A 24,290-nucleotide genomic window follows, 5' to 3' on the forward strand; every position below is an offset into this window, starting at 1 on the left:
GCCCGCCTATACCGTAAACTTATCCACCGCGCCGGAGAGCGTCGCCACATTCGCCTTGGTCTCTTCCGTTACGATACTGGCATCCTGGACCGCTGAATTAATGTGGTCCACACTGCCGGACATTTCATCCATGGCGGTATCCACTTCCTTGGTGATATTAATAACCTTGCCCATTTCATCCAGTACGGTGCTGCTGCCGGAGATCATCCGGACCGAACCGTCCCGGACCTGGGTGGTAATATCGTTTATTTCCTTCATGGCATCCAGAATCTGGCCGCTGCCGGTGGTCTGTTCTTCCATGGCGTTCTTGATTACCTCTTCGTTGCCCTGGACCTGACTGACCAGACTCAGGATCTGATCGAACTGCATCTGGGCCTTGTCCGAAACTCCCACGGCGCTGTTTATTTTCTGTTTGAGACTTCCCAGAACATTGGTTATGTTTTTTCCCTGGGCCGAAGAATTTTCCGCCAGTTTCCGGATTTCACCCGCCACCACCGCGAACCCCTTGCCGGTCTCACCGGCGTGGGCCGCTTCGATCGCCGCGTTCATGGACAGGAGGTTCGTCTGCTGGGCAATATTCTGGATGATATTGCTCGCTTCAATAAGGCCCTCGGAATCGCCTTCGATGGTTCTGATGATTCCCGTCACTTCCTGCAGCTCGGCGCGCCCCACTTCGGAGGCGTCCAGGAGTTCCTTCATTGAGAGGGCGCTTTTCTGGAGAATCTCGGTGACGGATTTTATATTGGCGACCATCTCCTCAATCGCGGCGGAGGATTCCACAATCGCCGCGGACTGGCTGCCGATAAGGGAGTTGAGCTTGTCCGCGTACTCCTTAATCTCCTCCATGGTCCGGTTGGTTTCGGAGACCGATTCCGACTGATTCCTGGCGTGCTCCTTTACGTTCGCGATATTGACGGTGATCTCTTCCATTGAAGCCACGGTTTCGTTCATCCTTGTGGAAAGATCGCCGGCCATACTGTCAAGCTTACCCGCCGATTCCTTGGTAGTGGCGACCATCTGCGCCAGACCGGAGATGGACCGGTTGAAGGTATCCGCCATAATCCCGAGCTCGTCCTTTGTAGAGACGGCAATCTTTTCGGTAAGGTTGCCTTCGGAAACGGTTTCGAGAACCGGGAGCATCCGGGAGAGGGGCCGTGAAATCGACCGGCCGATAACGAGGGCACTGATGATTCCCACAATGAGGAACCCCGCCGTTCCCAGGGTCACAAACAGAAACAAGGTATTTATTCCCGCCATAAGTTCGCTGTTTTCTATGGTAACAACAAAAATCCAGTCCATGCTGTCCACCGGAACGTACCCGGCGACAACGTTGCTGTCATTAAAATTATAGCTGATCAAACCTTGTCTGGTCCGTATAATTTCGCCGAACGCGTCGGCAATAGAACGGTAGGACGTATCTTCCTTCACCGCTTCCAGGGGAGAAAACTGGTTCATCACCAGGTCCCGGTCCTTGTGGGAAATGATCACCCCCGCGCCGTTTATCAGATAAGCGTATCCGGTTTCACCGAACCCCATGGTATTGGTAATATCACTTAACGCGTTCCCGCCCCGCCGGGCAACCAGCACCCCCACGACGGTATCATTATTGAAAATAGGCACGGCAAACATAACCACCGGCGCGTTGATGACTTTGCTGATAAGCACATCCGATACATTGGAAATTCCCTTGAAGGCCCGCTGCACATAATCCCGTTCGCCGAGGTTTGATACCTCGTCGCCGAGAACGTACCGTACGGTACCGTCGGGAACAATTACGCCGAAATCAATATACCCGAGGCGCTCAACATCATTGCGCAGGGCTTCCCGCTGGATTTCCCAATCCATAGTTTTGACTTCGGGCTGGGACACAACTTCTTCCAGTATGGTCAGCTGGGAGGATATGGTGACATCAAGGAGTTTTTTCCCGGATTCGGCCTGCTTCATCAGGGACTGGTCCGCCGTGGACTGTATTACGTTATATGATATGACGAGGGACGTAATCCCGATTCCCAGGGAAATAAACAGTATGATGATTACGATATAAAGAATTATCTTTTGGGACAGTTTCATTGTCTTCCTTTGAGATTCTCTGAGATGAAGAGAATATACCTGCGAAAACAAGAATCTCTATAAAATATATTTGCTCTATAGTTAAATATACATTTTTTGTTAACTACAAGTCAAATACAGAGAAAGAGTTACACATGAATTGCTAAGAAGTGATTCTGCGGCGGATACTCTCCAGGCGGCGGAGAAACTGTTTATTTGAATAAATTTTATTCGCGTGGGATTCTATATACAATAAAGCGCCGTATCCGAGCAGTTTTTCCGCGGTTTTATCGAATTGAGGCTGTTTGTATCCGTCCGTATACAGCACATCCCCGAGAAACAGCACCTTTTCGGTTTCTTCAAAAAGCACCACCGAATCCCTGGCGTGGCTGCCGCCGAAGGATTCCACCCTGCATTTGAGCCCGCCGAGATCAATGGTTATCTTTTTCCGGAAGGTCATATCCGGCAGCTTAAAATCGATATCTTTCCGCTTCATGCCGAATTCGTTTTCCATCATCCGGGCGGTTTCCCGGGGAATAAGCCCCTTTTCCGCCCGGTCCCACACGGCGTCGGAACTCCAGTCCAGGGCTGTCTGCCGCCGGATCTCTTCCAGGGTTTTTTCCGAACACAGGGAAACCGCTTTATAGGCCTTAAGGCCGAACCAATGGTCCCAGTGGTGGTGGGAAATCACGATAAAATCCGGCTCCGGCTTGCGGTGTTTTACGAGCTCAACCCGGATGTCGCCGGCGTGGCGGTGGGAATTGCCCGCGTCAAACAGCAGGCTCCGCCGCTCTCCCTCGAAGTACCCGATCACAGGTCTCCGGGAATATTCCGACGGTTCAAACATAAAAATCCGGCTGGTCACCGGTATCATACCGGAAGTCATCCCGCGCCGCTTCTGCCCAGCCCGTTGGAAAGGGCGGCGCCGATGGCGGTGGTATATTCCGCGTTGGCGGGGTATTCAAATTCCACCGAGTACATCCTGGTGATGCCCGCCAGAATGTTCTTGCCGATAGGGTTATTGCTGCCGTTGCCGGTAATGACAACTTTGCTGAGGTCGTTGTTCCGGGCGGCGAATACCGACAGCATCCCGATTACCTGGTACACCATGTTGTGGATCCCCAGGGCAATATCTTCCCGTTCCGCGGTATCCAGCATCTTGCCGAAATTCGACGCCGTGGTTTTGCGGTTGAAGAAACTGATATCCGTTTCCATGATATCCTCGATCAGGAGATCCACCCGGCTCAAATCCCCGGATGACGCCAGCTCGATGATGGTTTCGAAGTTTTCGGTCAACAGCAGTTTTTTGGAAAGCCCCATGATCGTTCCGCCGCCCACACCGGATCCGCCGAAGTGGGCGATCCGGTCCTTGCTGGCTTCGATGATCACCGTCCCGGTGCCGATGTTGGCGATGATGATATTGTCCTGTTTAGCCAGGAACATGCCCCCAAGGCCTATGGCGGTTAGTTCGTCAATTTTTGAGGTGGGAATCCCAAAGATATCATTGTTTATTTTGGATGACCCCGCGCCGGTGATAATTATTTTTTCGATATCCTTCATGGACATTCCGTTTTCAATAATCATTTTCCCGAAGGCACCCGTGGCGGAGGTTACGGCATCATTGGCCTTTGTCTTTATTTTTATGGCAATATCCGAACCCTTGAGGGCGATCGCCTTTGTGGTGGTACTGCCGATATCTATTCCAATAATCATAGGCATTCCTTTTGCTGCGCCGTTAGATAAGTATACAATACTTAAAAATTCAGCTTTATTCAAATATACAGGAATATGTGTTATTTTACTATGAAGTATAGTATGCTGAACCATATTGCCGCCAGATTCAGCGCATGCCGGAGGAACACATGGAAAAGCGCCGCATAGATGAACATACAATTTTCCGTTTTGCCGGAGAACAGGATACCGCTTTGATTCTGCAGTTTATCAGGGAACTGGCGGAATACGAAAAAATGGAAGACCAGGTCAGCGCCACCGAAGATCTGCTGAAGAAAACAATTTTTACCGACCGGAAGGCGGAAGTCATTATCTGCGAATACGATTCCCATCCCGCGGGATTCATGCTTTTCTTCCATAACTACTCAACCTTCCTGGGCAAGCCGGGAATCTACATCGAGGACCTTTACGTTAAACCATTCCTGCGGGGAAAAGGTTTGGGCGGAAAACTGCTGTCCTACGCGGCGGAGCTTGCCCTGGAACGGGGCTGCGGACGCCTGGAATGGTCATGCCTCGACTGGAACGAACCATCGATATCGTTCTACAAAAAGAAAGGGGCCGTTCCCATGGATGAATGGACCGTGTACCGGGTTTCCGGAGAAGGCTTGAAAAAACTGGCGGAAAACGGACAGACCGCCGGGGTTTAGCGGGAACAGTGTTATGAACAAAAATACCGAAACCATTCACGCTTCAAAAGAAGAAATCCGCAGGTACCTGCTCAGCTACCAGCACCTTGCCGGTACCGGGGAATTTCCCGGAGGGCCGTCCGCGTTTATCAGAAGAGCGGGCTGCATTCAGTTTGATCCCTTAGATACGGTGGGGAGAAACCCCGACCTTGTCCTGCAGTCCCGGTTCCCGGAATACCGGAAAGGTGACATAGACAAGCTCCTGTATGAAGACAGGGTACTCTTTGATGTGTGGGATAAAAACATGGCCATCTGCGCCGTGGAGGACTGGCCGTATTTTTCCCGGTTCAGGAACCATTTTAAACCCCACGCGGAAAAGATGAAGGGTGCCATAAAAACAATTACCGCGTATCTGGAAAAAAACGAGTCCGCCTGTTCCTCCGACTTTGCCCTGGAAGACAAAGTTCCCTGGCATTACGGTCCCCAGCGGACCGCGAAGGCCGCGCTGGAATGCATGTGCTACACCGGCAAAGCGGTGGTGCACCATAAAAAGGGAACCCGGCGGTATTACGCCCTGGCGAAAAACCACATCCCCGGGGAGTTCTATTCCATGAAAGACCCCAATACATCGGACAGCGCGTTCTATCAATGGATGGTGCTGCGGCGGGTCAGCAGCATCGGGCTCCTGTGGAACCGGGGCAGCGACGCGTGGCTCGGGCCGGTGGGCTTCAAAAGCGAAGGCCGCTCAAAGGCTTTTGAAACCCTCGCCAAAAAAGGCTCCCTTATAAAAATCCTGGCGGAAGGAATATCCGAGCCCCTGTTCATAGCGGCGGAGAACCTTCCCCTCCTCCGGGCGGCCCGCGAAGGGGCGCCTCTGCCGGAAACGGTCCGGTTCATCGCGCCCCTGGACAATCTGATCTGGGACCGGAAACTGATCAAGGCCATCTTCAATTTCGATTACACCTGGGAAGTCTATGTTCCCCAAAACAAACGCCGGTACGGGTACTACGTACTGCCGGTACTCTGCGGGGAGAGTTTTATCGGAAGAATCGAAATGAAAACCGACAGGGAAACGGACACCCTGGCGGTGGAGAATTTCTGGCCCGAAGAAGGGGTCTATGCTCCGGGGAAACACGGAAAAGCCCTGGACCGGGGACTCGAACGTTTCGCCGCCTACAACCGGTGTACGAAGATTACCCGCTAGGACGAAAAAGCACAGCAGCATGGAGACACCGGATTCGGGGGTCCTGCCGGGAGGTATGGGGTATGGCTCCGTGTCGGCCTGCGGCCTCGAAAGTCGCTCATACCCCATACCGCCCGGGAACCCGAAGTGGGGGTAGCGTAAGCCTTGCCGCCCCTGGCAGCAAAACTCCACACATGATGCGGCAAGGCTGGAGCGAGGGGGAGCAGCCCTCTTGACCGGGGCAGCACAGAGCCGGTTAAGCCGGAAAGCACCCGGGCCGTAACGGCAGCGCCGGGTGTCATAGAGCAATGGGTTTGAGCGACTTTCGAGGCCGCAGGCCGCTGAGGAGCCAAACCCATTGCTCTATGACGGGCCCCGCGGCACCGGCATGCCCGGGTGCTTTCCGGCTTGAAAGACTCGGTGCTCCCCCGCATCTTGCAAGAGCGCCCAAAGACTTTTATGATAAGTACCATGAATTCACTGGATCACCTATTCGATTCCCTGAAGAAGGCTCAGGCCCGGCTGGAACTCCAGACCCGGCACGCCAAGGATAATGCCCTCCGCAGCGTCATGGCCGCCCTGGACAACGCCAGGGAGGATATACTCGCGGCCAACAGAGCCGATGTGGAACGGGCCCGGTCGGGCGGCATGAAGGAAGCCCTGATTGACCGGCTGGCCCTGGACAGCGGACGTATCACCGGAATAATAGACAGCATCGATACCATTATCCGCCAGGAAGATCCAATACAGAAAGTGAAAGCCGGCTGGACCATGCCCAACGGGCTTTTTATCGAGCAGATCACCGTACCTCTGGGGGTGGCGGCAATTATCTATGAGTCCCGGCCCAATGTTACGGTGGACGCGTTTTCCCTGGCTTACAAGGCGGGATGCGCCATACTGCTGCGGGGTTCCTCCGCGGCCCTGGAATCGAACAGGACCATTGTACGGGCGATTAAGGACGGACTGTCCCGGGGCGGCGGCATTGCCGACGCGGTGGCTTTGGCGGATTCCGGCAGCCGGGATGAGATCGATATTATTCTCAATGCCCGGGGAAAAATTGACGTGGTACTCCCCCGGGGCGGAAAGGAACTTATCCGGCGGGTGGTGGAAAACGCCCGGGTCCCGGTCATCGAGACCGGCGAAGGGAACTGCCATATTTACGTTGAACCCAGCGCCGATATCGGGAACGCGGCGGGTATAATCGAAAACGCGAAACTCCAGAAACCCGGGGCCTGCAACGCGGCGGAAACCCTCCTGGTCCGCCGGGAGATTGCCGCGGATCTTATGCCTTTGGTTGCGCAGCGCCTGGCCGGAAAAGCGCAGCTCCGCTGCGACGAACGGTCCAAAGCCGCCATCGGCAGTGTTCCCGCCGGGCTCGATCTCAGGGACGCCGACGACTCAGACTGGGGAACGGAATTCCTCGATTATACCCTGGCGGTAAAAACCGTCGATTCCCTGGACGAAGCCATAACCCATATCAACACCTACGGAACGAAACATTCCGAAGCCATCCTGACGAAAAACCTGGATTCCGCCGGGGAGTTCCAGCGGCGGGTGGACGCCGCCTGTGTGTACACCAACGCGTCCATCCGGTTTACCGACGGCGGGGAATTCGGATTCGGCGCGGAGCTGGGAATCAGTACTCAGAAGTTCCACGCCCGGGGCCCCATGGGCCTTGAAGCCCTGACCACCATCAAGTACCGTATCAGCGGCTCAGGCCAGATTCGCCCATAGGATATTTTTGCATGATTCCCCAATTGATCGCGGATTCCCGCAAAATCGTAATAAAGATCGGCTCCAATACCCTGGCGGACAAGGACGGCAGGGTCAACCGGAATTTTCTGAATGAATTCGCGGAACAGGCCGGCCGGTTTATCAAAAACGGCAAACAGCTGGTGATTGTTTCCTCCGGAGCCCGCATCGCGGGACTTTCGGCAATGGGGAAATGGGCCCGGAAGCAGGATCTCCATTACAAACAGGCGCTCTGCGCGGTGGGCCAGGTGGAACTCATGGAGGCGTGGAAAACGGCCTTTGAGCCCATGGGTATCCACATTGCCCAGCTGCTTCTGACCAGGGATGACTTCGGTGATTCCATCCGTACCCTGAATATGCGGAACACCCTCTTCACCCTGGTGGACGAAGGCATTGTTCCCATCATCAACGAAAACGATTCAGTGTGTGTGGATGAAATCAAGATCGGCGACAACGATACCCTGGCGGCCCAGTCCGCGGTGCTCTGGAGCGCCGATCTGCTCATACTTTTCAGCGATATTGACGGACTCTTCAATAAGAACCCCAAGGATCATCCCGACGCGGAACTCCTTCCCGAGGTCCGGGATATCTGCGCAGTTAAATCAGCCATAACCATCGGCGGCGCCAACAGTTTCGGAACCGGGGGTATCGCCACAAAAATCGAAGCCGCGGAACGGGTCGTTTCCTACGGGATACCCATGATCCTCGCCCACGGGGGAAAACCCGGGGCCCTGGAAGCCCTGGCCAACGGCAGCCAGCCGGGGACGGCCTTTCTCGCCTGACCCGGCTTTTCCGCGCTGAATAAAAACGGAGAAAACCATGGACATACGCATCAGCTGCATCGGCAGCGGAAATATGGGAGGCGCCCTCATGCGGGGGGCCGCAAAAATAACCGGCGGAAAAAATATAACATTTACAGACGCCGATACGGCCAAGGCGGAAACACTGGCCCGGGATCTGGGGGCATCGGTACTGCGGGACAACAGCGAAGCCGCCCGGTACGGAGATTATATTTTCCTGGCGGTTAAACCCCAGATACTCCCCGGGGTGCTTAAAGAAATTGCCCCAGTTCTGCGGGAACGGTTTGACGCGGGGAATCCCGGTATTGTGGTTTCCATGGCCGCGGGTTTTACCATCGGGGCGATCCTTTCGGAGCTGGCCAATCCCGGACAGCCCGCGGTGCGGATGATGCCCAACACTCCGGCCCTCATTGCCAGGGGAGTTATCGCCTATACCCCGTCCCAAGGCGTGCCGGATACGGCATTGGCCCGGCTGAATGAAATACTGTCCGAAACGGGAATCGTGGACCGCGTCCCGGAAGAGTACCTCGACGGGGTTACCGCCCTTTCCGGGTCCGGGCCGGCGTTTACCTATATGTTTATCGAAGCTTTGGCCGAAGGGGGTGTCCGGGCGGGGCTCCCCCGGGAGCTTGCCCTGAAGCACGCGGCTCAGACGGTTCTCGGCGCCGCCGCCATGGTGCAGGAAACGGGCCGCACCCCGGAGGAACTCACGGCCATGGTGGCATCCCCGGGGGGAACGACCCTGGCGGGGATCGGCGCTCTGGAAAAGGGCGGATTCACGGATACCGCGGCGGCGGCGGTGGACGCGGCCTTCCGGCGGGCGGGAGAACTGGGACGGCGGGAATAATTTCCCGCCGGATCACAGACAGCGGAATCCTATTCCGCTGATTTCTTCCCGCCTGTTTTGGAACCGCCTTTGCCTTTGGCAAGGCGCCACAGTTTTTTCAGCAGGCCGATCTTTCCGAAGAGCAGCCAGTAGAAGAGCGACAGCAGCAGTACTATGGGAATTCCGTATACCACGATTCCTATAAGCACCACCACCACCGTGGCCGAAAAATCGCCGAAGGATCTGAAGATATCCCCGATCCGGTCGCCCAGGGTTGGTTTCGAATAGGACACCGCCGTGACAGGTCCCAGCAGTTCCAGGTTTACCGTAGCGTAATCCACGAGATCCGAAAGGCCCTTGAGTTCCGTACCCACCCAGTCGATTTCATTCTGAAGTTCGGCGATGCGTTTTTCCACCGACAGGATTTCTTCAATATTCGCCGCCTTCCCGAGGTATCCCTGGAAGGTCCGCAGAAGTTCCCGCTTGGTTTCGAGCCGGCCTTCAAGGTCGTAATACCGCAGGGTGACATCCTCCGCGGTCTCGGTGCGGTACAGCGGCCGGCCTATGGAATCCAGGGACGAAAGAAAATCGCCGTAGGACGCGGAAGGAATCCGGATGGTGTAGCTCCTGGAGTTTTCATATACCGTACTGTACGAAATATACGCGCCATATTGTTTGAGGGTATCCGTCAGGCTCTGCACGGTTTCATCCAGGTCCTGGACACGGTAGCGGATGGTGGCCTGCCTGACGAGCTTCCGCTCAACCCCCGCGGCGGTGGCGGCCTCCGCTGATTGGGGAACCTCGGGAGAAGCCTCCGGTGCCGCCGCGTTCCGGGACATCTGCGCCGAGCCGCCGGAGGCCATATCGGCGGCAGCGAAGGATTCATACGAGCCCTTTCCGCCGCAGGAGACAAAAGCCATCCCCAGGATCACAAGCAACGTGACAGCAATCCATCTGTTCTTCTTCAGCATACATACTCCTAATTATTAATAAATACGGAAACACTGCGTTTATTCACCGAGAACCCGCACATGGACGTGCCGGGTCCTGGGACCGTCGTATTCGTTGAACCAGATGCCCTGCCAGGTTCCCAGGAGCAGGCGGCCGCCGGTAACGATAACGGTCAGGGACGGACCCACCAGGGCGGTTTTAGTATGGGCCGCGGAGTTGCCTTCGCCGTGGCGGAATTCCCGGCGGTCCGGGGAAATGGAATCCAGGGCGAAGAGCACATCCCGGGGAACGTCGGGGTCGGCGTTTTCGTTGATGGTAACCGCCGCGGTGGTATGGGGAACGAAAACCACGCAGATACCCTCCCGAACGCCGGAACGGGAAACGATGGACTCGACCTCCCGGGTAACGGCAACCCATTCATCCTTTGCCCTGGTTTTTACGTTGAAACTTTCTAAAATGGTCATGGTTCCTCCCATGGCAACCGCATTATATTTGTACACCAATGCCGGGGGCCCGCTAATAATAGCTTATGCGGAAATCGGCGATTGTTTTAAACCCGATGCGGTCATAAACCGTCCTGGCTGGTATATTACTCTTTTTAACAAACAATGAAAGGCCCCAGCCTTTGGAGCAAAGCTCCCGGGCGAAGGCGGCGGCCATACTGGTCGCGATTCCCCTGCCCCGGAATTCCGGAAGCACATAGACACCGCCGATCTGGTACCGCGTAAAGGAACGGGCATTGGTATTGATCTTCCCGATAAGCCTGCCGCCGAGTTCCGCCACGAGAATTTCCTCCTCCGCCGCAATCCGTTCCACCGAACGGCGGCACGCCGCCGGATTGAATTCGGCCCCCTTGGGAAGGACTTCCTCCTTTTCGTATGCCGCCTGGAGTTCGTACAGGGAATCCATATCCCCGGCCGCGGGACCCCGCAGGACAGGTCCGCCGGTACGCTCCGGCGCGGCGGGAACACCATCAAGAGCCATCAGGTCGTAGTCGATACCTTCGGCAAGCGGGAGTCCTTTCCCGGCGAGGATACGGTCCAGGACCGCGACATCGGCGGCGAGTCCCTGGACCGCGTGGATACTATATCTGTTCAGGAACCGGTCAAGGAATTCCGGCTTCGGACCTGTTCCCCAGGAAACCGGAAACAGGGAACGCCGGCTGTGCATGAGCAGCGCCTCGATTGTCCCGGCGTCATTGTACCGTCCCCAGATATGGTTTCGGCCTCCTTCCCGAAGGAGCCGTCCGCAGGCGGAAACACAATACGGCTCATGGTCCCGGAGAAAGGCCTCAAGGCCGGGATCTTTTTCCCGGCGCATGCGTTTCCAGCGCCGGAGGTTATCCATGGGGATCGGTCCAGCGGGGTTCATGCAGAGGGAATGGAATGGTTCCCTTGGCAGGGAAACGGCCCAGGATCGCTGAAAATCCCGCTATAAAGGATTCCGCCGCGTAGCTGTACACCGCCACCGCCCCGTCGATCCAGGGAACCGTATCGAGATACACGGGGCTCAGAACTGAAAAAACGACAACCCGCTTGCCCAGACTGCGCAGGTTCTGGAGAACCCTGAGTCCGGCTTCGTCGGAAAGGCAGAAAATAATCGTATCCGCCTGCCGGGCGTAGCGCAGCATTTCAGCAGTCCCCTGGGACGGGGAGTACCAATAGGACAGGGCATCGGGAAAGGCGGCTTTTCCGGCGGAAAAGAACTCCCGGAACTGTCCCGCCAGGAGCACCGAGCCCGCGTCTTCCGGCAGGAGCGGAAATACGGAATCGTCTCCCGGACTCTCCACCAGGGTAACGCTCCGGGCCGCGAGGTCGAGAAAAAACGCCGATCCTTCGGGGTCAGGAATTCCGGTCCGGACTTTATCCAGGTCCGGTATATAGGCAACCGCGGTGCCGCCCCGGAGGAATTCCAGCTTGGCCTTGAGAATACGCCGGGCGGCATCCCGGACACACTCCCGGAACACCGCGTCGGTTTCCATGGAAGCCGCAAGATATCGCCAGATCACATCGTTCATATTGGGAGTCTTAGACAGCATGACGATATCGTTTCCCGCGAGAAGGGCTTCCTTGGCCGCCCGGGAAAGGCTCCCGGCGCTCATGGTGGCGCCGTTCATCATCAGATCATCGGTAATGACAAGACCCGTAAATCCGATTTTATCCCGGAGTATATCCTTGAGGAACCATGATGAAAGCGACGCCGGGGTTGAGCCCGAGGGCGTCATGGGAAACGCGAGGTGGCCGCTCATGATCGCGGGGATACCTTCCTTTGAAAGCATGCGGTAGGGAACGAGTTCCCGGTTCCAGAGCACGTCAAAGGACGCGTCGATTTTCGGAAGCACCCCATGGGAATCGAGGTCCGTATCTCCGTGGCCGGGGTAGTGTTTCGCCGTGGCGATAACCCCGGCATCCCGGTGGCCTTTAACAAAGGCGGCGCCGAGAATACCTGCCTTTACCGGATCATCCCCGAAGGCCCGGGAACCTATCAGGGTTGAATCCCGGTTGGTATACAAATCCACCGTGGGGGCGAAATTCATATTAATCCCGAGGAGCGCCAGCTCCCGGCCGATGTAATACCCGGAGTAGTACGCGTCCATGGGATAACCCGACGCGCCGATGGCCATATTCCCCGGGGTTTCGCTGGTGGCTCCCTTTACGTGGCGTATCCACCCGCCTTCCTGGTCGGTGGCCACAAAAAGGGGAATCCCGAGACGGCCCTCCAGGGCTTTTTCCTGGAGGTTCCCCACGGTTTCCGCGAGCTGGAGGGTATTGTCGGTATTCCATCCGAAAATTTTAACCCCGCCGATATTCCGGTCCCGGATCCAGTCCATGATAAGCGGCGAAGGAGTTGCCCCGACCCATCCGAGCATGAATGTCTGGGCCAGGGCCTCCTCATCGGTCATTTCATCAACCAGGGCCCTGGACAATTCCTCCGGGGTTCCCGGTGAATTAAAATCCAGGCCGAAGAGTGTGCCCGCCAGGCACAGAAGTACGGGAATAACCAGAAACCGGCGCGGTATCACAGGTAGCTTTCACCCTTGAGAGCATCGATATACATTGAAACACTGTGGGCGGCAATGGCTCCTTCGGCGGCGGCTACCACCACCTGACGGAAGGGGCTGGAGCGGACATCCCCGGCGATAAACAGCCCGGGCATGGAGCTGGCCATGGACTGGTCGGTTATTATGTATCCGCCCTCATCCATATCGATCCCGGGTACCAGATTCGTCTGGGGAATGGAACCGATAAAAACAAAAACCGCGTCGGTTTCTTCTTCATAAATCTCCCCGGAATCGAGGCGCTCGAGCACAACCGAAGAAACCTTATTATCGCCCTTTATTTCCAGCATTCTGGTTTTAAACCGTACGTCAATATTCGGGTTGTGTATCACCCGTTCGGCCAGAGCCTTCTGAGCCCGGAAACGGTCCCGCCGGTGGATAAGCACGACCTTATCGGTGAGATTCGCCAGATATTCCGATTCGACACAGGCGGAATCCCCGCCTCCGACAACGAATATTTTCTTGCCCTTAAAAAAGGGACCGTCGCAGGTGGCACAGTAGGAAACGCCCCTGCCGGAAAGTTTGTCTTCCCCGGGGATATCCAGGGTACGGTGTTTTGCTCCGGTGGAAAGAACCACCGTATGGGAGGTTACGGTCTGCCCGTTCCCGAGCCCTATTTTAAAAACATCCCCGTCTTTTTCCAGGGACAGGGCGGATTCTACCATAAATTTCGCCCCAAACTGTTCCGCCTGCTTGTGCAGATCCTGGACGAGTTCAAACCCCGATTTGTTGGATATATTTCCGGGGAAATTCTCAAGGATGTCGATGAGGAGGGCCTGTCCGCCGGGGGCCATCTGTTCCAGAACCAGAACATTCAGGTTTGCCCGGGCGCCGTACTGGGCGGCGGTGAGACCCGCGGTTCCCGCTCCTATTATTATAAGATCAGCGTCAAGCTTTGCCATACCATACTCCTTGGATTTCACATTTTCCGAAAATATGAATACATTATATAATATTAATAGCTTTATGAAACCGTCAATTAACCAGGGTAACCGCAGTATACGGAGGATTCCCCACAGAAGCATAGTGAATACCGGGGCAGGGGGTCCTGCCGGAGTGTATGGGGTATGGTTCCTGCCACGGCGGGAGGGGGATATGGGTTATGTGGCTGCCTGAAAGAAGCCGGCTGTTTACGGGTATCCTCTTTCTGATGCTGGCAGGCTTTTTTCCGGTGTCCGCGCAGCAGGGAACCGCCGAATTTCCGCGGCTCGAGGCCGATCCCCGGGGATACGAATACGCCGCGGAGTTCAGGGAAAAAGGAAATGACTGGCAGATTATGGCGGATACGTCGCTGTGGGCTTCCGGCTGGACCGGCGCCGGCGGAGACTTTTCTGTCCCGGCGGCAATCCGCGCAGCCGCGGAAGAACTGCGGAGCAGCCCCACCCTGCCCCGGGACGCCCGGGCGCGGGGTGAATTTATCCTCGGTTTTATGCATAAACGGTTTCTGAAAACGTACTCCGAACGCCAGACCAGACTCGATATTCTCGTTGAAACCGGACGGTACAACTGTGTCTCCTCCGCGGTGCTGTACGTGATTCTCGCCGAAGCCGCGGGGCTCGATACCCGGGGAGTCATAACCAAGGACCATGCCTTCGTGGCAGTGGATACCGGTGATGAACTGATCGACGTGGAAACCACCAACGAGTACGGATTCGACCCGGGAACCCGCCGGGAATTCCAGGACCGGTTCGGCAGGACCACCGGCTTCGCCTACGTTCCGCCGAGAAATTACCGGGAACGGGGCGATTTAACCGTACTTGAGCTTATTTCACTGATTTTTACGAACAGAATCGCCGGCCTTGAATCCCAGCGGCAGTACGCCGAAGCGGTGGGACTTGCCCTTGACCGGGCGGCCCTGCTTTCCGGAAGCGGCAGCCCGGCTGAGCCGCCTTTTTTTACGGATCCCCGGAAGGATGTCCTTGACCGGGTCTTCAACTACGGCGCGTCCCTGATACAGTCCGGCAAAGAGCGGGAAGCCCTGGAGTGGGCCGCCGCCGCCCGGTACCGGTTTACGGACGAGTCCCGGTGGGAGGATTTTACCTTCACCGCGCTTAATAATATCCTCGTAAAAATAATACGCGCCGGGGACACCGCCGGAGCCCGGTCGCTCCTGGAAGCCAATGCGGGTCAGGTCAATTCCGCCAATTACCGCACCCTTGAGGGAATGGTTCTGGACGCAGAACTGACGGCGATGGCCTCAGACGCGGGCAGGGACGGAAACAGCGGACCGGTTCTGGCAGCCATTGATGCGGCGGAAGTCCGTTCCGCCATACCCGCGGCCAGGGCTTCGGAACTGCGGACTTTCGTAATTCTCAAGGATGGTGAACGGATTGCGGCGGCCGAAGGCTGGGCAGGCGCCGCGGCGTATCTCGAAACCATGATCGGCCAATACGGAAGCAATCCCCGGCTCAGCAATGCCCTCCGGATTTTCCGGGACAACCGGGCGGCGGACCTTCACAATGCCTTCGCGGAACTGTACAACCGGCGGGATTACGAAGCCGCCCGGGACGCGGCCCGGCGGGCCCTGGAAGAATTCCCCGGTCACCGCCAGCTGACCCAGGACCTGAATATGGCGGAACAGGCGCTGCGGAATCAGCGATAAACAGCGGCGCTACGGCGAAGCTGTTGTCAGCTTGCCGTTGACGTCAAGATAGTACGGGGTCATGCCATCACGGGAAACTGAAAATCTTCGGTAATTATCCTGGACCAGCGTACCGCTGCCTTCCAGGACAGGATCCGTGCGGCTGTAGGCATCCGGAGTAATTACCGCGGCGGGATTTCCGGTGAGATTTGAAATAATCTCGATACGGCTCAAGCTGCTCAGATACACATCATTTAAAGGAATATACGCCGCGGCCCCCAAGTGAATATTTTGGTTTGCACAAATTCCGCCGCCGCCTCCGACAGCGCTGTTGTTTTTTATAGTTCCGCCGGTCATGGTAAAGTTGCCGTTACCGATATAGAGTCCGCCGCCGAAGCCGGCGGAATTATTGTCGATAACGGCGCTCCCGGACATGGTAAAAGCGCCGTCGTTCATATGCACACCGCCGCCGTCAGCACCTGAGGACAGTATGTGGTTACGGATGGTTCCGCCGGTCATGGTAAAAACAGATCCGTTATTATGCATATACACACCGCCGCCGCTGACCGCGGAATTATTTTCGATAACAGCGCTTCCGGACATGGCAAAGGTGCCTTCGCTGATATACAGCCCGCCGCCGCCGCTGCCCGCGGGCAGGGTGTGGTTACGGATGGTTCCGCCGGTCATGGTGAACTTGCAGGCAGGGTCGGTCATATATACACCGCCGCCTCTCAGGGCGGTATTGCTTTCGATAAGGGCGCTCCCGGACATGGTAAATCCTGAGGTGGTATGGGAAGAGGTCGCCACACCGCCGCCGTTGGTGGAAGCAATATTTCCGCGGATAATTCCGCCGGTCATGGTGAAGGTGGTGGTATCGGGGTTATTCACGCCGCCGCCTTGAGGTGCTTCATTTTTTTCGATCAAAGTGTTGCCGGTCATGGTAAATGAAGCGCCCTGGGACAGATGAATCCCGCCGCCGCCCTGAGCGGTTGTTTTATTTCCGATTATTTTCGCGTCCCCTTCCATTCGGAATTGTCCGTACGCTACTTCCAAACCGCCGCCGCCGCCGCTGGAAGTATTTCCTTCCCCGGAGTTGTAACCGCCGATGGTTCCGCCTCTCATTATAAATGAGGATTGGTTGCCCCATACATATACCCCTCCGCCGTAAGTCGCATTGTTGCCCCAGATCGACGCATTCCCCTGGATAATGAGAGTCCCGTTGTTTCCAAGATATATTCCGCCGCCGCTTCCGATATCAAAGCGATTGTTTTGAATCACCGAATTGTCCTGTACGGTCAGGGACCCGCCGGTGTCTATATACATTCCTGCGCCGTTGCCCTCAAAGATGCCGAGGAAACTTCCGCCGCCGTCATCAAAAGCACTGTCCTCGATTGTAGTATTTCCCTGTATTACTGCGGCTCCTCCGCTGCCGACATATATCCCGCCTCCATATCCGCTAACAATTCCCATAGAAGTACTATCAGATAATTTATTGTTCTTAATTAACGTGTTTCCCTGGAGTGTGAGGTTCCCGCCGGCGGATATATATATACCGCCGCCGTAAATCGAGCTGCCGAAAGAAGGCGCTACTGCGGAATTATCCAAAACAGTACAATCTTCCACTGTCAATGTACCCGAAGCAAGATAGATTCCCCCTCCATTTTCGTATTTTCCATTCTTAATGATCAGATCCTTGAGAGTAACAGAAGCGGAGCTGTTGTCGATATATAAAACCCGGCCTGAATTTTCGGCATCCAGAACAGTGGCTCCGCCGTAGCCCCGGACCTTCAGCGTTGATCCGCTGAAGCCGATGATTTCAACGAGCCCGCCGCTCCCCATGCCAGGGTTCACAGTATCCCAGGTGCCCATGAGATACAGGGCGCCATCACGGACGGACTTGGAATTAAGCATTCCGATTCCCGTATTTACACTTTGAACCGGATACCCCGGGAACCAGCCTCTGCGGGGTTCTCCGGGGTCGGAATCTATTCCCGCCACGGGATCGATAAATACCGAACCGTACACAAGGATGAGGCTTTTGTTTTTTTCCGATTCGGTGCAGCCGGTTTTCGTCGACCAGGCGGTAACTTCGTCCCCGGCGTCGACCGTAAACGGCCCCCAATACTGCAGCGTGGTTCCCGCGTTCACCTTGTACCATATTTTATCCGCCGCGGCGGTAAGCCCCACCGCGGCGGTGCGGGCATCATTGTCCTCACTGACCGTTTCGATACTGACCAGCGGCGCCTGTGACAAACCAAAACCCGGCGTCGCCGCTTCGGCGGAGAATCCGTCGCCGTCATACAGGGTTACGCTGAAGTTGTAATGGTCCGTCAGGGAACTTCCCGCGGCCTGCGGCATGGGAAAGAGGATGCTGTACGTTTCGGATTGGGTGTCGTAGGTGATGGTTTTTCCCGAGGCGTTCCGCCAAAGGGTTTCCCCAAGCCGGGAATATTCATCCGCTATGGGTGAACCTTCCTTTTCCCGGTAACGGATTACCAGCTTTTCCACATCATCATGGTCGCCGGAAACATTCATAGTCCAGGAAGCCAGGGGGTAACTCCCCGAGAGAGTTACCGAAAGATTTTCCGCGGCCTCCGGCGGGGTGTTGCAGTGTATAAGAGGGACTTCATAGGATTCGAAGGTCCTGAGTCCGTCAGTGGTTCTGAAGCTGAGCCTGATCTGTATGGTATCCCGGATTTTCGCCTTGAATAATTTAATGAGCACCCGGTCGTAGCGTTCGGCTTCCGCCGCGGCAAAATCCGCCGCCGCCGTGCCGTAGGTACCATCCGTATTTTTCACCTCCACCGTATACACGAGGCTGTACTGCCGGGGATTGCGGAGACGGATGCTCAGAACCGCGGGATTTTCCGCCGTGGCCGGGGCGATAACAACATTGCCGTTATTGGGAGCTGTATCCCAGGAGGTGATGAATTCCCACCGTTCGGCAGAGGCGTTCGACGTATATTCATCTATGTAATCTGGCGCGGAAAGATTGAATAAGTCACAGCCCGGGAGAACCATACACAGGATATATGGAAACAGAACATAGAGGGAAAATTTACGTACAGAACTTTTTACCAGACCATATTTCACTTGTTTAATTATATCATTACTAAATCAATAAGACTATATTGATGAATAAAAAAGCCGGCAAACCAGAGGTTTACCGGCTCCTCAATCAGCTCTCGCGGTTTTACCGGTTAATAATAGCCGCCAGGGTGTCGGCGGTAAATCCCAGATGGGCGGCGACTTTGTCCCCGGGCCCGGATTCGCCGAACCGGTCGACAGCCATGATATCCCCGGGTTTTGCCCAGCGTTCCCAGCCCGTCTTTGTACCCGCTTCGCAGGTAACCACCCGTACGCCCGCGGGAACAATGGTGTTCCGGATGTTTTCCGGCTGGGACTCGAAGAGCTCCCGGCTTGCCATGGAAACCACCTGGACTTTTTTGCCCGGCACTTTTTCCGCGGCCGCCAGGGCAAGGGATACCTCGGACCCCGTGGCGATGACCACCACATCGGGGGTTCCTTCGGTTTTTTTAACAATATACGCGCCGGTCCGGATGGTATTTTTCCAGTCCGGGTCATCCTTGGCAAAAACCGTAAGATTCTGCCGGCTCAGGACAAGCACCGTGGGACCGTCGCGGCGTTCCATGGCCATGGTCCAGGCCTGGGCGGTTTCTTCCGCGTCCCCGGGCCGGAGTACCCGGACATTGGGGATAATCCGCAGGGACGTCACATGTTCCACCGGCTGATGGGTGGGGCCGTCCTCCCCGATAAAGATTGAATCATGGGTCATTACGTACACCACGGGCTGGTTCATCAGGGCTGAAAGCCGCAGTGCCGGCCGGAGGTAATCGGTAAACACCAGGAAGGTCGCGCAGAAGGCCCGGAGTCCGCCGTGGATCTGGATGCCGTTGGAAATTGCCGCCATACCGAATTCCCGGATACCGTAGTATAGGTACCTGCCGGTGCGGCTTTCCGGGGTATAGTCCCCGGCTTCGGGAATAGCCACCGCATTGGGTCCCTTGAGATCCGCTGACCCGCCGACCAGGTTGGTATTCGCCGCGGCGATAGCTGCCAGGACTTTATTGGAAGCGTTGCGGGTAGCGATTTTTTCACCGGTTTTGAATTCCGGAAGCGCCGCGGAAACGGCGGTACCCGAATGGAAGCTGTCCCATTCCTTCCGCTTGTCCGGATTTTCCTTTGACCAGGCTTCGAACATTTCCTGCCAGGCCGCATGGTTCTTCTTCCATTCACCCTGCTTTTCCGCGAAATACGCCGCGGATTCGGGGGCTGTGTAGAAATCGCCGGAAATACCGAGATTCGCCTTGGCGGCGGCCAGTTCCTCGGCGCCCAGGGGCGCGCCGTGAATGCCGGCGGTATCCTGTTTGTGGGGAGCCCCTTTCCCGATAATGGACTTGAGAATTATGAGAGTCGGTTTGCCCGTTTCCGCCTTGGCCTGGGCGGTAAGCCGCTGGATTTCCTCAAAATCGTACATCGACCCCTTCAGAACCTGCCAGCCGTAAGCCTCATAGCGCTTGGCCGTATCTTCGGTAAACGAAATATCCGTCCTGCCGTCAATGGTGATGCTGTTGGAATCGTAATACACAATGAGCTTGCCGAGTTTAAGATGGCCCGCCAGGGAGCTGGCTTCCGCGGATACACCTTCCTGGAGGCAGCCGTCGCCGGTGAGGGCGTAGGTATAATGGTCAACGACGTTATGCTTGCCGGTATTGAAGCGGGCGGCCAGCATGGATTCGGCGATGGCCATCCCCACGGCGTTGGCGATGCCCTGTCCAAGGGGGCCGGTGGTGGTTTCAATACCCGCGGCCATTCCGTATTCCGGATGGCCCGCGCAGGGAGAACCGATCTGGCGGAAGTTTTTGATATCATCCAATGTGATACTTTTGTAACCCGACAGATACAGCATTGAATACAGCAGCATTGAGCCGTGTCCGGCGGACAGCACAAAGCGGTCCCGGTCGGTCCAGGCGGGATCCGCCGGATCGTGTTTGAGGATTTCCCCATACAGGATCGCGCCTAATTCCGCGGCCCCCATGGGAAGTCCGGGATGGCCGGAATTGGCCTTTTCGATGGCGTCCATTGAAAGCGCCCTGACGCTGAGGGCGACTTTTTCCAAAGCCTTGATGTTCATATATAACTCCTCTTCAAGAAATTTCTCATATACAATCCGGCCGGGACAGACAGTCCGGCCTATCTTTTTTTGTACGGCTTAACGCTGATGGTACCAAGCACCGCGGAACCGTTGATTACCAGTTCCCGGGTGTTGTAGCCGTCCTTTCCGGTATCGATGCCCCGGGCAATCTTAGCCTCCCCCAGTACCGGGACCGCGTTCATCCTGACGGTTATCCCCGGAGGAACCCTGAACCGGACCTCTCCCAGAATGGCCACTACGTCGACTTCGGTCCGGCCCGGAGGCAGGTCGTCTTCGTATATATCGATGGTATGGGTGCCCAGCAGGCTGATAAAGGTCTGGCCTTTTTCCGCGATGGCATCCCCGGATACATTTCTTGTGGACAGTATGGCGAAACTTGTCAGGGCGGGACTTCCGGATGTCCGCCGCCGGGAATAGCCGGCTTCGCCCCGTTCATCCGGCCCCCGGGAATACAGGGACGATTCCCGGACTATTTTTTCAATTATCACCAGCTCCCGGTCGCTTTCGGCGCGGTTGATGTATTCCACAAGCCGTTCGTACTCTTCGAGAGGAAGCTCATTGTGGGAATACTGCACCGAAAGAGTTTCTATGGCTCTGTTTTTCCGTTCATCCAACCGGACTTCCTTTGGCATTCGTTCCATGCTGCGCCGCCTATCCCCAGGTCTCTTCGGCCGCCCGGACCGCCGCTAAAATTTCTTCCCCGGGAGCGTTATCTTTGAGCAGTCTCCGGAAGGATTCCTGCTGGCAGAGGAAACTTACGCCCGAAAGTATCTGCAGATGCTCTTTGGTCGACGCGGAAACGATCAGGATCAGGGTTGTTACGGGCTTACTGTCCAGGGCTTTCCAGTCCGTATCTTCTTTAAGAAAACAGACCGCCACAAACTGCTCATCGGGATTGCTGATCAGGGGGCTGCGCGGATGGGGAATGGCAATGCCGTTCCCCACAGAGGTGGGCATAAGATCCTCCCGCTCCAGCATAGCCCGGAGAAGCGCTTCCGGATCCAGGGACGGAGGCAGGTGAATTTTTTCTATACAGGACCGGAGAATTTCCTTTTCCCCTGATCCGGTGATACCGTAATGTATCCCGCCCCGGTTAATGAGTTCCGCAATGTCCGGCCCCGCCTGCAATGGCGCCATGGTTTCCTCCAATTCTTACATCCCAGAAATAGAATATCCGGGTTTTATTGTAGTCTTTTACCGCGTTTCTGAGAATGCCCGGGCAAGACGGCCGTTGTATTCCTCAAGGTCGAACGCGTTGGGATCGAAATCGGCCCCCAGTTCGTGGCGGGCCAGTTTATTTTCCGGACCCGTTTCGTGTTTAAGGGCGGAAACAAAACGCCGGAACCGCAGCGGTCCCCCAAGGGATTCCGGCGGGGACGCGCCGGCGCCGGATATACAGGCGACGGCGGTATCATCCTTCATTTCCTGGTTAAAAAGAAGCAGTATCTTTACCAGCCATTTGCTGCCGTATTCGTACCACAGTTCCATGATACTCTGGGATTTCAGGTCGCTTATCTTTAACTCCGGATCCAGGGGAGAACCGCTCTGCCCGGCGGTGTCCTGGGATTTTCCCTCGGTACTGAAACTGTACTGGTATTTTCCGGTCCAGCCGTACAGGATCTGGATAATACGGTGAACTTCCCGGAGACTGTATTGGTCGGAAACCACGAAGCGGCGCCATACATCGGTGCCGCCCAGGGTCGCCTGGACAACCATCCCCCCGAGGCCGGGTCCCGCCGCGGCGCCGGGCTTTACTACCGAAAGATTACACCGCCGGAAGCTGTCCATGGATTCATCTATAAGATCCTTCATGTCCTCATAGGTTTCTATCATGCTGTCCAGGGAATTTTCGATGGCTTCCAGTTCGGATTCCGACGGCGCTTCATCCACATCGAGATCCTCCAGCACGCTGGCGGCGTGCCCCTGGATCTGTGAAAGAATGACAAAGGTATGCTTGGGATACCATGAACTGTCGATATCCGCCCGCTTGAGCCGGGCCATAAGATCCGCCACCGCCGTATGGAGCTCCCCCACCCGGAGGCGGGTATCACCCATGGCTTTTTCCGCGAACCGCGAGTCCTGCTCTGAAAATTCAGCGTACACGTCTTCGATATACCGGGAAAGATACCGTTCCTCGTCCCGGTTAAGGGTAATAACCGGCGGCACTATCCGCCGCAGTATTTTTCCCGGATCCTCCTCCCTGCGGAACAGGGCATCGCGGATATAGGACTGCACCGCGTATTCCGAAACGGGAATACCATGGCGGAAGAGAACTTCTTCCACCAGGGTCCTGTCCGGAGGGGCCTGGTCCGCGTAGTAATGGACCTGATCGGGAATCTCCTTGCCGGCGTACCAGAAACGGGTCTCGATACCATAGGGGACGGTTTCAATCTGCTCTGTTTTGTTATAGATAAAATCGTCCAGAGCGTAGGCGGGAAGTTCCCGCATACGCTTGCCCCCGTACCAGTAGGCGTAGGAGATCTGTTCCTCCGTGGAGGAGCCGGGACCCTTGTATTTAAAGGCGTCCCGGAACCCCGCCTCGGCTGCCTCAAACCAGTCGTACAATTCTGTCTGGTTCCAGGTATCCTTAGGAACCCGTTCGAGCTCGAAGGTTCCGCCCTTCCAGTCAATGGTTTGTACCGAAAACACGTCGTCAGGTACAAACGAAGTTTCCCGGTATATATTCCGCATATCCAGGGTATGCAGGGAAACTTCCGGCGGGTCTTCGTAGGGGTCGGCGTTAAAGGCGCTCTCGTTTTCCGGATTATCCCGGGCAATATACTGGGGAGCGTACTCCTCCCCGAAAAGGCCGTAATAGGGATAAAACTCCTCCGGCGGCGCTTCGGTGGTGGTAAGGGGAATGGGTTCCCCCTTCCAGGTAAAGATATATTCGTGGGGAAGCAGAATGGGGTTGGCGAAGGGAACACACCGGTGGCCGGGAATAAGGATGCCGTTCATGATTTCAAGCCGGGAAGGCTTAATCACAAAACGGACCGGCTCAAAGCAGCCCCGCCGGGAAATAAGATGTTTTTTATCAATATGAAACGCCAGGTTCCGGGCGTTTACCAGGGCGGATATTTCCATGGACAGCCGCCGGGTTCCCTGGGAGTCAACCATACGGATAAATGAAATCACATCATCAATGGTAAATGGTTCTGTTGCATTTTCGAGAAAATCGTACAATGCATCTTCTTGGGTAACGGTCATCTATGATTACAATATTGCCCGGAAACGCCTATGGAATCAAGAGATGGGGGAGCACAGGGTTGTATATACACCAAACATCCGGTTATACCAGGACCGCGGGTCCTGACGTATAAAAAGGGGATTGGCTCCTCGTCGGCCTGCGGCCTCGAAAGGCGCTCAATCCCCTTTTTATACGCCACCCGGCGCTGCCATCATGGCCGGATGCTTGGTGCTTCTACCTGCAGGGGGTAACTGTTTCCGGCGGGCGGCTCCCCCTGACTCCAGCCTTGCCGGCCCATCTGTGGAGTTTTGCTCTGCAAAACTCCTAAAAGACTTGGCGCCGCAGGCGGCAAGTCTTACGCCACCCCCAC

The 24,290-nt window shown here is 56.1% G+C and carries 19 protein-coding genes; 6 read left to right on the top strand and 13 right to left on the bottom strand.

The features are described from left to right. Window positions 1-6: 6 nt before the first annotated feature. The 3 genes from JFL75_RS12140 to JFL75_RS12150 form a co-directional block, all read right to left on the bottom strand. Window positions 7-2,070, bottom strand: coding sequence for a methyl-accepting chemotaxis protein (locus JFL75_RS12140; RefSeq protein ID WP_215626951.1), 2,064 nt, complete (start codon window positions 2,068-2,070; stop codon window positions 7-9). A gap of 142 nt (window positions 2,071-2,212) precedes the next feature. Continuing rightward, complete coding sequence (locus JFL75_RS12145; protein WP_215626952.1) at window positions 2,213-2,923, bottom strand: MBL fold metallo-hydrolase; 711 nt, start codon at window positions 2,921-2,923, stop codon at window positions 2,213-2,215. 8 nt (window positions 2,924-2,931) lie between these two features. Beyond that, window positions 2,932-3,762: an acetate and sugar kinases/Hsc70/actin family protein gene (locus JFL75_RS12150; RefSeq protein ID WP_215626953.1), complete on the bottom strand. Its 831-nt coding sequence runs from the start codon at window positions 3,760-3,762 to the stop codon at window positions 2,932-2,934. Between the two features lie 149 nt (window positions 3,763-3,911). Here JFL75_RS12150 and JFL75_RS12155 point away from each other — a divergent pair, with 149 nt between their 5' ends. The 5 genes from JFL75_RS12155 to proC all read left to right on the top strand — a co-directional run bounded on the left by JFL75_RS12155 (window position 3,912) and on the right by proC (window position 8,988). Next, the gene (locus tag JFL75_RS12155; RefSeq protein WP_215626954.1) at window positions 3,912-4,427 is read left to right on the top strand and encodes a GNAT family N-acetyltransferase; all 516 of its coding nucleotides are present in this window, start codon (window positions 3,912-3,914) and stop codon (window positions 4,425-4,427) included. A 13-nt stretch (window positions 4,428-4,440) separates the two neighbouring features. Next, the gene (locus JFL75_RS12160) at window positions 4,441-5,610 is read left to right on the top strand and encodes a DNA glycosylase AlkZ-like family protein (RefSeq protein WP_215626955.1); all 1,170 of its coding nucleotides are present in this window, start codon (window positions 4,441-4,443) and stop codon (window positions 5,608-5,610) included. 450 nt (window positions 5,611-6,060) lie between these two features. Further along, window positions 6,061-7,323, top strand: coding sequence for a glutamate-5-semialdehyde dehydrogenase (locus JFL75_RS12165; protein ID WP_215626956.1), 1,263 nt, complete (start codon window positions 6,061-6,063; stop codon window positions 7,321-7,323). Window positions 7,324-7,334: 11 nt separating this feature from the next. Further along, window positions 7,335-8,123: a glutamate 5-kinase gene (proB, locus tag JFL75_RS12170; RefSeq protein ID WP_215626957.1), complete on the top strand. Its 789-nt coding sequence runs from the start codon at window positions 7,335-7,337 to the stop codon at window positions 8,121-8,123. A 37-nt stretch (window positions 8,124-8,160) separates the two neighbouring features. Beyond that, window positions 8,161-8,988 carry a pyrroline-5-carboxylate reductase gene (gene proC / locus JFL75_RS12175; protein ID WP_215626958.1) on the top strand — a complete coding sequence of 276 codons (828 nt, stop codon included), beginning with the start codon at window positions 8,161-8,163 and terminating at the stop codon, window positions 8,986-8,988. A 29-nt stretch (window positions 8,989-9,017) separates the two neighbouring features. Here the strand turns inward: proC and JFL75_RS12180 are convergent, their stop codons facing one another. The 5 genes from JFL75_RS12180 to trxB are packed head-to-tail and all read right to left on the bottom strand — an operon-like array spanning window position 9,018 to window position 13,878. Further along, window positions 9,018-9,938: a DUF4349 domain-containing protein gene (locus JFL75_RS12180; RefSeq protein WP_223292639.1), complete on the bottom strand. Its 921-nt coding sequence runs from the start codon at window positions 9,936-9,938 to the stop codon at window positions 9,018-9,020. A 39-nt stretch (window positions 9,939-9,977) separates the two neighbouring features. After that, window positions 9,978-10,382, bottom strand: coding sequence for a secondary thiamine-phosphate synthase enzyme YjbQ (locus tag JFL75_RS12185; protein WP_215626959.1), 405 nt, complete (start codon window positions 10,380-10,382; stop codon window positions 9,978-9,980). 52 nt (window positions 10,383-10,434) lie between these two features. Continuing rightward, window positions 10,435-11,265 carry a GNAT family N-acetyltransferase gene (locus JFL75_RS12190; protein WP_215626960.1) on the bottom strand — a complete coding sequence of 277 codons (831 nt, stop codon included), beginning with the start codon at window positions 11,263-11,265 and terminating at the stop codon, window positions 10,435-10,437. Continuing rightward, window positions 11,258-12,940, bottom strand: a complete 1,683-nt coding sequence (locus JFL75_RS12195) for a glycoside hydrolase family 3 protein (RefSeq protein WP_215626961.1) — start codon at window positions 12,938-12,940, stop codon at window positions 11,258-11,260. The genes JFL75_RS12190 and JFL75_RS12195 overlap by 8 nt, the downstream gene beginning before the upstream one ends. Then, the gene (gene trxB, locus JFL75_RS12200; RefSeq protein ID WP_215626962.1) at window positions 12,937-13,878 is read right to left on the bottom strand and encodes a thioredoxin-disulfide reductase; all 942 of its coding nucleotides are present in this window, start codon (window positions 13,876-13,878) and stop codon (window positions 12,937-12,939) included. Before trxB ends, JFL75_RS12195 begins: the two co-directional genes overlap by 4 nt. Before the next feature lie 200 nt (window positions 13,879-14,078). Here trxB and JFL75_RS12205 point away from each other — a divergent pair, with 200 nt between their 5' ends. After that, window positions 14,079-15,578, top strand: a complete 1,500-nt coding sequence (locus JFL75_RS12205; protein ID WP_223292640.1) for a hypothetical protein — start codon at window positions 14,079-14,081, stop codon at window positions 15,576-15,578. 9 nt (window positions 15,579-15,587) lie between these two features. Here the strand turns inward: JFL75_RS12205 and JFL75_RS12210 are convergent, their stop codons facing one another. From JFL75_RS12210 to JFL75_RS12230, 5 genes are all read right to left on the bottom strand, one after another. Further along, window positions 15,588-18,578 carry a right-handed parallel beta-helix repeat-containing protein gene (locus tag JFL75_RS12210; protein ID WP_215626963.1) on the bottom strand — a complete coding sequence of 997 codons (2,991 nt, stop codon included), beginning with the start codon at window positions 18,576-18,578 and terminating at the stop codon, window positions 15,588-15,590. Between the two features lie 172 nt (window positions 18,579-18,750). Then, window positions 18,751-20,712 (bottom strand): transketolase, encoded by a 1,962-nt coding sequence (gene tkt / locus JFL75_RS12215; RefSeq protein ID WP_215626964.1) that lies wholly within the window; start codon window positions 20,710-20,712, stop codon window positions 18,751-18,753. 59 nt (window positions 20,713-20,771) lie between these two features. Further along, window positions 20,772-21,374, bottom strand: coding sequence for a LiaF domain-containing protein (locus tag JFL75_RS12220; RefSeq protein WP_215626965.1), 603 nt, complete (start codon window positions 21,372-21,374; stop codon window positions 20,772-20,774). 10 nt (window positions 21,375-21,384) lie between these two features. Further along, window positions 21,385-21,870: a PTS sugar transporter subunit IIA gene (locus JFL75_RS12225; protein WP_215626966.1), complete on the bottom strand. Its 486-nt coding sequence runs from the start codon at window positions 21,868-21,870 to the stop codon at window positions 21,385-21,387. Window positions 21,871-21,927: 57 nt separating this feature from the next. Continuing rightward, window positions 21,928-23,940, bottom strand: coding sequence for a plasmid pRiA4b ORF-3 family protein (locus JFL75_RS12230; RefSeq protein ID WP_215626967.1), 2,013 nt, complete (start codon window positions 23,938-23,940; stop codon window positions 21,928-21,930). Between the last annotated feature and the right edge of the window lie 350 nt (window positions 23,941-24,290).

The sequence above is a fragment of the Breznakiella homolactica genome, assembly GCF_016616095.2.
Taxonomy (GTDB): domain Bacteria; phylum Spirochaetota; class Spirochaetia; order Treponematales; family Breznakiellaceae; genus Breznakiella; species Breznakiella homolactica.

What these genes read in the sequence shown, in the direction of transcription:
- JFL75_RS12140 (WP_215626951.1), bottom strand. Translation starts at nt 2,070, where the DNA reads ATGAAACTGTCCCAAAAGATAATTCTTTATATCGTAATCATCATACTG.
- JFL75_RS12145 (WP_215626952.1), bottom strand. Translation starts at nt 2,923, where the DNA reads ATGATACCGGTGACCAGCCGGATTTTTATGTTTGAACCGTCGGAATAT.
- JFL75_RS12150 (WP_215626953.1), bottom strand. Translation starts at nt 3,762, where the DNA reads ATGATTATTGGAATAGATATCGGCAGTACCACCACAAAGGCGATCGCC.
- JFL75_RS12155 (WP_215626954.1), top strand. Translation starts at nt 3,912, where the DNA reads ATGGAAAAGCGCCGCATAGATGAACATACAATTTTCCGTTTTGCCGGA.
- JFL75_RS12160 (WP_215626955.1), top strand. Translation starts at nt 4,441, where the DNA reads ATGAACAAAAATACCGAAACCATTCACGCTTCAAAAGAAGAAATCCGC.
- JFL75_RS12165 (WP_215626956.1), top strand. Translation starts at nt 6,061, where the DNA reads ATGAATTCACTGGATCACCTATTCGATTCCCTGAAGAAGGCTCAGGCC.
- proB (WP_215626957.1), top strand. Translation starts at nt 7,335, where the DNA reads ATGATTCCCCAATTGATCGCGGATTCCCGCAAAATCGTAATAAAGATC.
- proC (WP_215626958.1), top strand. Translation starts at nt 8,161, where the DNA reads ATGGACATACGCATCAGCTGCATCGGCAGCGGAAATATGGGAGGCGCC.
- JFL75_RS12180 (WP_223292639.1), bottom strand. Translation starts at nt 9,938, where the DNA reads ATGCTGAAGAAGAACAGATGGATTGCTGTCACGTTGCTTGTGATCCTG.
- JFL75_RS12185 (WP_215626959.1), bottom strand. Translation starts at nt 10,382, where the DNA reads ATGACCATTTTAGAAAGTTTCAACGTAAAAACCAGGGCAAAGGATGAA.
- JFL75_RS12190 (WP_215626960.1), bottom strand. Translation starts at nt 11,265, where the DNA reads ATGGATAACCTCCGGCGCTGGAAACGCATGCGCCGGGAAAAAGATCCC.
- trxB (WP_215626962.1), bottom strand. Translation starts at nt 13,878, where the DNA reads ATGGCAAAGCTTGACGCTGATCTTATAATAATAGGAGCGGGAACCGCG.
- JFL75_RS12205 (WP_223292640.1), top strand. Translation starts at nt 14,079, where the DNA reads ATGTGGCTGCCTGAAAGAAGCCGGCTGTTTACGGGTATCCTCTTTCTG.
- JFL75_RS12210 (WP_215626963.1), bottom strand. Translation starts at nt 18,578, where the DNA reads ATGGTTCTCCCGGGCTGTGACTTATTCAATCTTTCCGCGCCAGATTAC.
- tkt (WP_215626964.1), bottom strand. Translation starts at nt 20,712, where the DNA reads ATGAACATCAAGGCTTTGGAAAAAGTCGCCCTCAGCGTCAGGGCGCTT.
- JFL75_RS12220 (WP_215626965.1), bottom strand. Translation starts at nt 21,374, where the DNA reads ATGGAACGAATGCCAAAGGAAGTCCGGTTGGATGAACGGAAAAACAGA.
- JFL75_RS12225 (WP_215626966.1), bottom strand. Translation starts at nt 21,870, where the DNA reads ATGGCGCCATTGCAGGCGGGGCCGGACATTGCGGAACTCATTAACCGG.
- JFL75_RS12230 (WP_215626967.1), bottom strand. Translation starts at nt 23,940, where the DNA reads ATGACCGTTACCCAAGAAGATGCATTGTACGATTTTCTCGAAAATGCA.